At 70.6% G+C, this 8,412-nt stretch carries 7 protein-coding genes; 4 read left to right on the top strand and 3 right to left on the bottom strand.

The genetic code is table 11. The features are described from left to right. A partial coding sequence (locus tag G6028_RS01170; protein ID WP_182657772.1) for an indolepyruvate ferredoxin oxidoreductase family protein occupies positions 1-2,916 on the bottom strand: 2,916 nt, incomplete at its 3' end. 167 nt (positions 2,917-3,083) lie between these two features. On the opposite strand from G6028_RS01170, the gene G6028_RS01165 reads away from it, so the two are divergent. Further along, positions 3,084-3,551 carry an Lrp/AsnC family transcriptional regulator gene (locus G6028_RS01165; protein ID WP_182616605.1) on the top strand — a complete coding sequence of 156 codons (468 nt, stop codon included), beginning with the start codon at positions 3,084-3,086 and terminating at the stop codon, positions 3,549-3,551. 3 nt (positions 3,552-3,554) lie between these two features. Here G6028_RS01165 and G6028_RS01160 read toward each other — a convergent pair whose 3' ends face one another. Then, positions 3,555-5,021, bottom strand: a complete 1,467-nt coding sequence (locus G6028_RS01160) for an amidase (protein ID WP_182657771.1) — start codon at positions 5,019-5,021, stop codon at positions 3,555-3,557. Between the two features lie 137 nt (positions 5,022-5,158). Between G6028_RS01160 and G6028_RS01155 the strand changes: the two genes are divergently transcribed. Further along, entirely contained in the window at positions 5,159-5,836 is a 678-nt protein-coding gene (locus G6028_RS01155) for a hypothetical protein (protein WP_182657770.1), read from the top strand. 49 nt (positions 5,837-5,885) lie between these two features. On the opposite strand, the gene G6028_RS01150 is transcribed toward G6028_RS01155, so the two are convergent. Further along, positions 5,886-6,176, bottom strand: a complete 291-nt coding sequence (locus tag G6028_RS01150) for a DUF1540 domain-containing protein (protein WP_182657769.1) — start codon at positions 6,174-6,176, stop codon at positions 5,886-5,888. 309 nt (positions 6,177-6,485) lie between these two features. Between G6028_RS01150 and G6028_RS01145 the strand changes: the two genes are divergently transcribed. After that, positions 6,486-8,075, top strand: a complete 1,590-nt coding sequence (locus tag G6028_RS01145; RefSeq protein WP_179525852.1) for a carboxyl transferase domain-containing protein — start codon at positions 6,486-6,488, stop codon at positions 8,073-8,075. An 8-nt stretch (positions 8,076-8,083) separates the two neighbouring features. Then, on the top strand, positions 8,084-8,412 hold a 329-nt coding region (locus G6028_RS01140), incomplete at its 3' end, for a biotin carboxylase N-terminal domain-containing protein (protein WP_277817552.1).

The following is an 8,412-nucleotide window of genomic DNA, read 5'->3' as shown; positions in this document are numbered from 1 at the left end:
GGGGGACGGCTCGTGCAGGTCCGGCGTCGCGGTCGACACCGGCCGGTGCAGATCCGCGACCAGCGCGGCCAGGGCCCCGGGATCGGCGACGGCCTGGCGGCCACGCCGGAAGGCCTGGATGTTCGCCGCGACCGCGACTCCGTTGAGTTCGATCGCCTGCTCGATGGCCCGGGCGGAGATCGGCAGGGCGCCGCTCTGGTACGCCGCCCCCACCATGAGCATGTTGGACGCCTGCGTGGACCCGAAGAGGTTCTCCGTGATCTCGCCGGGGTTGAGGTAGACGCCCCGCCCGGAGGCCCGGTCGATGGCCGCCTGGATGTCCGGTGTGGACGGGTAGTGCACGGCGGTGTCGATCACCATGGTCCCCGTGGGGATCCGGGTGGTGGAGACCACCGCGGTGGTGCGGTCCGGGTGGGCGACCTTGAGGTTGGCGTCGTCCGCGCCCACGAGGCCGTCACAACACAGGTAGAGGTCGCAGTCCCCGGCCCCGATCTTGGGGGGCTGCTCGAGTGGCGTCCGCGCCACCCGGACATCGGAGACCACCGCGCCACCCTTCTGCGCCAGACCCGTCATGTCGAGCGTGCGGGCGGAGTTGCCGTCGAGCACGGCGGCGGTCGCCAGCACGGCCGAGACGGTGACGATCCCTGTCCCACCGATCCCGGTGAGGCGCAGCGAGAAGCCGCGGTCGGCGTCGACCGCGACCCGGTCCGGTTCCGGGAGGGCGGCGGAGTCCAGTTCCGGTGCGGTCGCCACGCGCTCGGTCCCGACGCCCGGGACCACGGTGACGAAGGCCGGGCAGTCGCCCTCCAGGCACGAGAAGTCGAAGTTGCAGGTCGACTGGTCGATCCGGGTCTTGCGGCCGAACTCGGTGTCCACCGGATGGACCGACAGGCAGTTGGACTTCTTGCCGCAGTCGCCGCACCCCTCGCAGATGCGCTCGTTGATCATCACCCGCTCCGCCGGGGTGGGGTAGGTGCCGCGCTTGCGGTGGCGGCGCTTCTCGGCCGCGCAGAACTGGTCGTGGACCAGCACGGTCACCCCGGGGACCGCGGCGAGCTCCTTCTGGACCTCGAGCGTGTCGCGGCGGTCGCGGACCTCGATGCCGCGGGGCAGTCCCTGGGACCTCGTGGCCTTGACGTCGTCGGTGGTGACGACGATCCGGGCGACCCTCTCCGCCTGCAGGAGCCGGAGGATCTCCGGCAGGGACATCTCGCCGACCGGGTCCTGGCCGCCCGTCATGGCCACCGTCCCGTTGTAGAGGAGTTTGTAGGTGATGTTGTCGCCCGAGGCGACGGCCGCGCGGAGGGCGAGGGAACCCGAGTGCATGAACGTGCCGTCGCCGATGTTCTGCACCATGTGGCGTTCGGTCAGGAACGGGGCCATACCGGTCCACTGGAGTCCCTCGCCACCCATCTGGGTGACCCCGGTGACGGTGCCGACCTGGTCCTCGTCCATGAGCAGGACCATCGCGTGGCAGCCGATGCCGCCGCCCACGAGCGTCCCGTCCGCCACCTTGGTGGAGCTGTTGTGGGGGCACCCCGAGCAGAAGTAGGGGGTGCGGGTGGTGGCCAGCGGCAGGGAGATGCGCGAGCGGCCGCGGCCCGGTCCGTCGAGCCAGGCGGCCGCCGACTCTATCCCGTGGACGCGGCCCAGCCGTTGCGCCAGGCCCCGGGTCACGGCGTCGACGTCGAGTTCACCGAAGCGGCTGAACAGGGTGGAGCCGTCCTCATGGGTCTTGCCCACGACGTTCGCGACGTCTGGCCGTCGGAAGTGGATCTCGCGGATCATCGTCTCGATGAAGTCGCGCTTCTCCTCCACCACGATCACCTCGTCGAGGCCGGTCATGAACTCGTCGAGGACCGTGCGCTCGATCGGGTAGACCATGCCGAGTTTGAGGATCCGGATGCCGCGTCGGGCGAGCTCGGCGTCGTCGAGACCCAACCTGCGCAGCGACTCGCGGACGTCGAGGTAGCTCTTCCCGGCGGCGACGATCCCGATCCGGTCGTCGGCGGTCGACTGCACGATCCGGTTGAGTCGGTTGAGCCGGGCGTACTCCAGCGCGCGGGGGATCCGGATCGTGAGCTGGTTCTGCTCCAACTCCATGAGGCTGGACCCGAGCAACTGGCCCGAGGGCACGTGGGGACTCGTGCCCAGATCGCCGTAGACGGGCAGGATCCGATCCGGGTCCACCAGCGCGGTGGACGAGGCGTCCGCGACGTGCGAGGAGATCTTCAGGGCCGACCACAGGCCCGAGACCCGGGAGAGGATCGCAGCGTGGACGCCGAAGTCCAGCACGTCCTGGGAGTCCGCGGGGTAGAGCGTGGGGAGGTAGAGGTCTGCCAGCGCGAGCTCGGACGAGCACGGCACGGTGGAGGACTTGGCTCCGGGGTCGTCCCCGACCAGCGCCACCGCGCCCCCGTGGGGGTCGGTGCCGATGAGGTTGGCGTGGCGGATCGCGTCCGTCGCGCGGTCCAGGCCGGGGGCCTTGCCGTACCAGTACCCGACGACGCCCTGCAGTGGCGCGCCGCCGGTGTGGGCCGTCGCGCGTAGGGTCCCCGTGCGTCGCGCGAGCTGCGACCCCATGACGGCCGTGGCGGCGGCCTCCTCGTTGAGGGCGGGGCGGTGGACCACGTCGAACGGGTCGAGGAACGTCCCGCGCCTGGCCAGCTCGAGGTCGTAGCCGGCCAGCGGCGAGCCCTCGTAACCACTGACGAGACTGGCGGTGAGCAGGTTCTGCCTGCGGTCCAGTCGGGCGCGGTCGCGGACCGTGCGGACGAGGGCCTGGATGCCGGTGAGGAACACCGTGCCGCTCTCCCGCGTGTAGCGGTCGGAGAGCGAGAACGAGGTGGCGTCCGCCCGCCCGGTTCGGGGCAGATCATCGTGGGAGCCGCTCGAGGGGTGGAGTAGGGAGGTCATCTGTCACACCTGGCCTTCTGACGACAGTGGCTGTGTCTCCAGGCTAGGCGTGTGGGTGATGCGCGTCACGTGGCCAGCGCGATGCAGTTCACCATGTGCAGGATGTCGGCCACATTCCGTCGCGAGATGGACATGATGCGCAGTGTTCACCGGTCTAGCATGGACACATGGACGCGCCTGCCGATCTGGATCACACCGACCGACGACTCCTGAAGATCGTCCTGGCGGGCCCCAGGGTCGGGGTGCGCGAGTTCTCCCGCCGCCTCGGGGTGGCCCGCGGGACGGCGCAGGCGCGGTTGGACAAGCTCGAGGCGAGGGGGGTGATCGCGTCGTGGGCGCCGACCCTCGATCCGGCCGCGCTCGGGTTCCCGCTCTCGGCGCTGGTCCACATCCAGGTCGCGCAGGCGAAGCTGCAGGCGACCTGTACGGGCCTGGCGGAGGTGCGCGAGGTCCTCGAGGTGATGAGCGTGGCGGGGGAGTTCGACATCGTCTGCCGTGTCGTGGCCCGGGACCACTCGCATCTCGAGGAGGTCTTCAGCGCCATCATCGCCACCCCGGGTGTCCTGCGCACCCGCACCGAGGTGGTCCTGCGGCGACGGGTCGGCCCGCGTGTCGCCCAGCTGCTGGACGAGTGAGGTTCACTCCCAGATGCGGGCGAACGGATAGGCCTGCTCGTACTCGGAGGCGAGTTCGAGGAGCAGTCGATCGTGGCCGATCCTCGCCGACAGGTGCACGCCGATGGGCAGGCCGTCCGGCGCCCGGCCGGTGGGAAGCGAGACGGCGGGCGATCCCGCGATGTTCTGGAGGGGCGTGAAGGTGACCCAGTTGGAGACCCGCTCGAGGTGGGTCTCGTAGGGCAGGTCCGCATCCAGGTACCCGACCTCGGGGGTCTCGTGGTTGACCACCGGGTTGAGGTCGACGTCGAACTCGCCGAACGCCGAGTCGAACCGCCGCCTGGTCCGGTAGAGGCGGTACAGGTGCAGGGGGAGCGAGGGCAGACCCCGCCTGGCCATCGCGGCGAGGCCGATCGTGAACGGGTCGAGCCGCTCCGCCGCGAACTCCGGACTGAACATGCCCCGGCCGCCCGAGGAGGTGCCCAGGGCGAGCAGGCCCCAGTAGGCGATGAAGTCCTCGCGGAACGAGTCCGGGACCGGCGCGGTGGTCGGCACGATCTCATGGCCCAACGCCGCCAGCCGGTCGGCGGCCTCCCGCAACACCGCCAGGGTGGCGGCATCGGTCGGGTCGCCCGCGGGACTGTGTTCGACGAGGCCGATCCGCAGCCGGCGCCCGGGGGCCCGCGCGACCGTACCCAGCGGTGGGACCCCCACCGGACGGTGTCCCGCTTCGAAGGCGGTCAGGAACGCCACCGTGTCGCGAACGGACCGGGTGACCACGGACTGGGAGATGATCGGGATCGGCATGTTCGCCGAGAACTTCTCGTCGGGGTGTCTGCCCCGACTGGGCTTGAACCCCACCAGGCCGGTGACCGCCGCGGGGATCCGGATCGACCCACCGCCGTCATTGGCGTGCGCGATCGGCAACGCGCCGGCGGCCACCAGTGAGGCGGATCCCCCCGAGGACCCGCCGCTGGTGCGGCCGGTGTCCCACGGGTTCCGGGTGACGAGCCCGCCCTGTCGCTCGGTGGCGGCGGTCCAGCCGAACGGCGGCATCGCGGTCGTGCCCACCGGGATCAGTCCGGTCGCACGGAAGAGCGGTGCGTAGGGGCCGTCGTGGAGGGCTGGTCGGGTGGGGACCGCCGACGAGCCGAGCGTCATGGGCAGACCCTCCACCCGGACCGCGTCCTTGAACGCCGACGGCACGCCGGCGAGAGGGGCGGAGAGCTGGGAGTTCCGGACCCACTCCGCCCGGTGGCGCGCGCGGTCGTAGTCGGTGTGCACCAGGGCGCCCAGAACGGGGTCCACCGCGGCGCAACGCTCGATGGCGGCCTCGACCAGTTCCGCGGGTGAGACCTCCCGCCTGCGAACTCTCTCCGCGAGGGCGGAGGCGTCGTCGTACCCGAGCGCATCGTCGCGGAAGGCGTGCACGCGGCGCGGCGGTCCAGTGGGGGTCGGATCGGCGACGGCATCGGCTGTGGTGTCGGTCACGCGTCCACTGTAGGTCGTCCCCCTTGACAACGGCCGGGGTACTCGTGCATCTTAGGTGTACCTTACTTAGGCGAGCGTCACCTTATTCTCGTACCCGAGACCTCGCCGTGTAGCTGGCGACCCGTGGAGGGCGAACAATGGCAGTGCACCCGATCGTGTCGGATCCGGTCGTGACGGGCGCCCGACGTCTCCTGGACGGGGCGGGCGTCGCCACGGTCGCCGTCCGCGGCACCCGGGACCGCTCAGATGTGATGGTCTCCGCCCAGCACCGCTGGATCGGCGGAGGCGCCGTCGTCGTCACCGGGGCCCCCGCACCGTGGTCCGGTCTGATCGTGGAGCCGGGCTCCTCGGTCGAGGTGGTCGTGATGATCGACGAGTTCGCTCCGATCGTCGAGGCGAAGGTGCACGTCGCCAGCCTCTACGGTTTCGGGGTGGCGCGTGCGGCGCGCCAGGGCGAGGGGTGGGTCGTCGAGATCGAGATCGAGCTCGGCGAGCTGCAGGTGCGCCGTCTCGGCCACGAGGGGACGGTTCTCGCCCGCGACCTGGACGCGGTGCCCTCGGACCCGCTGGCGTCCGAGGCGCCCGGTCTCGCGGACGAGATCCGGGCGCGATTCGGGGAACACCTGGCGATCCTGGCGGGATCGGGCGACCCGGCTCACCCGCCGTTCGTCCTCGGTGTCGACCCGGACGGCCTCCACCTTCTCACCGCACTCGGGCGCGACGCCGATGTCGTGCACCTGCCGTTCATGACCCGGGCGCAGTCCGTCGGGGACGTGGTCCGCGAGATGGGCCAGTACGTGGCCCGGGCGAGCTGAGTCCCGGGCCACATCCCGGCCGACGCCCCGGCCCACGTGCCGGCGGCGCCTACGCGGGGGAGTAGGTGAGGCAATCGGCGGTGTCCGCGCCGGAGCCGATCGTCACGGACTCCGCCGAGCAGAGCAGGTCCCTGTTGTGCGTGCACTCCACGCGCTGACAGGCGCCGACGTGCGCGCTCGCGGTGGGGAGGCCGCCCCGGACGTCGAGCGAGATGAACGTCCCGCACTCGGCGTGGTCGGGTGATCCCGCCACGGTGATCGCCGGGGCCGTGCAGTCCGCGTCGGCGTTGAACGAGCACGTGGTGACGGTGCAATTGCTGATTCCGGTGAGAGTGGCCATGGCGGTTGCTCCTCGTATCGGTGGGTGTTCCCGGTGGTGCCGATCCGGTTGCCGCGGACCGTCGGGTGCCACCGAGTCAACCCCTGATCGGCTCGACTTGCAAGCAAGGAGAGCCTGTGCTAGGTCAGGTTAGCCTAAGCATCTGACCAGCGCTTTCCCTGAATGTCCGCGGTGTGAGCTCCGCGGACCGCGTACCCCCGCCGCCTCCCGGTGGCGTGTGTGGTCTCCGATCCCCCTCTGGACATCTGTGAGCCATGGCACTATGGTCGAACTCAGTTAATCCGACTTAACTGAAAGGGAGCGGCGCTGATGACTTCCGCGACCACCGATCACCCGACCACCAATCGCCAGGCGCACGAGGAGCTCCTCTCCGACCTCCGCGACCGCCTCGAGCGGGCCGCGTTGGGCGGTGGGGAGAAGGCCCGTGCCCGACATCTCGAGCGGGGCAAGCTCCTCGCCCGCCAGCGGGTGGACGTCCTCCTGGATCCCGGTAGCCCGTTCCTCGAGCTGTCCCCGCTGGCCGCCGAGGAGATGTACGGGGGCAAGGCGCCGGGCGCCGGTGTCGTGGCCGGGATCGGCCGGGTCTCCGGGCGCGAGTGCCTGGTGATCGCCAACGACGCGACCGTCTCCGGCGGCACCTACTACCCGATGACGGTGAAGAAGCACCTGCGTGGCCAGGAGGTGGCGATGGCCAACAACCTGCCGTGCATCTACCTCGTGGACTCCGGCGGGGCGATGCTCCTGCAGCAGGACGAGGTCTTCCCGGACCGCGACCACTTCGGCCGGATCTTCTACAACCAGGCGAACATGTCCGCCAAGGGCATCCCGCAGATCGCCGCGGTCATGGGTTCGTGCACCGCCGGCGGCGCCTACGTCCCGGCGATGAGTGACGAGGCCGTGATCGTCCGGAACCAGGGCACGATCTTCCTCGCCGGCCCGCCGCTGGTGAAGGCGGCCACCGGCGAGGAGGTCACCGCCGAGGAGCTCGGTGGCGGCGACCTGCACGCCAAGACCTCCGGTGTGGTGGACCACCTGGCCGACGACGACTACGACGCGCTCATGAAGGTCCGCCAGATCGTGGCGACCTGCCCGCCGGCGCCCGAGCCGGACTGGGAGGTGCTCGAGCCCCGCGAGCCCGCCCGCCCGCAGTCCGACCTCTACGACCTCGTCCCGGTCGACTCCCGCCAGCCCTACGACGTGCGCGACATCATCGGCACGATCGTCGACGGCGGCGAGTACACCGAGTTCAAGGAGAACTACGGTGCCTCGATGGTGACCGCGTTCGCGCGGATCCACGGGCATCCGGTGGGGATCATCGGCAACAACGGCGTCATCTTCTCCGAGTCCGCGCTCAAGGGTGCGCACTTCATCGAACTGTGCGACCGCCGCAAGATCCCCCTGGTCTTCCTGCAGAACATCACCGGCTTCATGGTCGGCCGTCAGTACGAGGCGGGCGGCATCGCCAAGAACGGCGCCAAGATGGTCACGGCCGTGGCGTGCGCGCGGGTCCCCAAGTTCACCATCGTCGTGGGCGGGTCGTTCGGTGCCGGCAACTACTCCATGTGTGGCCGTGCGTACTCCCCGCGGTTCCTCTGGATGTGGCCCAACGCGAAGATCGCCGTGATGGGCGGGCCCCAGGCGGCCGACACCCTCGCCTCGGTGCGCGCGGCGCAGGTCACCAAGTCGGGCGGGGAGTGGACGGACGAGCAGCAGGCCGAGTTCACCGCGCCGATCCGCGAGCAGTTCGAGGAGCAGTCCACCGCGTACTACTCCACGGCCCGACTGTGGGATGACGGGATCATCGATCCCGCCGACACCCGTACCGTCCTCGGCCTGGCCCTCGCGGCCGCGGCCAACGCCCCCCTCGAGCCGGTCAACAACGGCGTCTTCAGGATGTGAGTCGAGCTATGTCACAGAAACTCCACACCGTTCTGGTGGCCAACCGCGGCGAGATCGCGTGTCGCGTGATCCGTTCCCTGCGGGCCGCGGGTATCCGCTCGGTCGCCGTCTACTCCGATGCGGACGCGGACGCCCTCCACGTGCGCATGGCCGATGCCGCCGTCCGCCTGGGCCCGGCCCAGGCCTCGCAGTCCTATCTGGACTTCGAGAAGGTGATCGACGCGTGCCGCCGGACCGGCGCGCAGGCCGTCCACCCGGGATACGGCTTCCTGTCCGAGAACTCGCGGTTCGCGCGGGCGCTCGAGGAGGCGGGCCTGATCTTCGTGGGGCCGCCGGC

The sequence above is a fragment of the Dietzia cercidiphylli genome, from assembly GCF_014145145.1.
Classification (GTDB): Bacteria; Actinomycetota; Actinomycetes; order Mycobacteriales; family Mycobacteriaceae; genus Dietzia; species Dietzia natronolimnaea.
The sequence above is the reverse complement of the archived record's forward strand: the minus strand, read 5'-3'. Positions and strand labels throughout refer to the sequence as shown.

Coding starts and splice junctions, on each gene's coding strand:
- G6028_RS01165 (WP_182616605.1), top strand. CDS start 3,084: ATGGACGCGCCTGCCGATCTGGATCACACCGACCGACGACTCCTGAAG.
- G6028_RS01155 (WP_182657770.1), top strand. CDS start 5,159: ATGGCAGTGCACCCGATCGTGTCGGATCCGGTCGTGACGGGCGCCCGA.
- G6028_RS01150 (WP_182657769.1), bottom strand. CDS start 6,176: ATGGCCACTCTCACCGGAATCAGCAATTGCACCGTCACCACGTGCTCG.
- G6028_RS01145 (WP_179525852.1), top strand. CDS start 6,486: ATGACTTCCGCGACCACCGATCACCCGACCACCAATCGCCAGGCGCAC.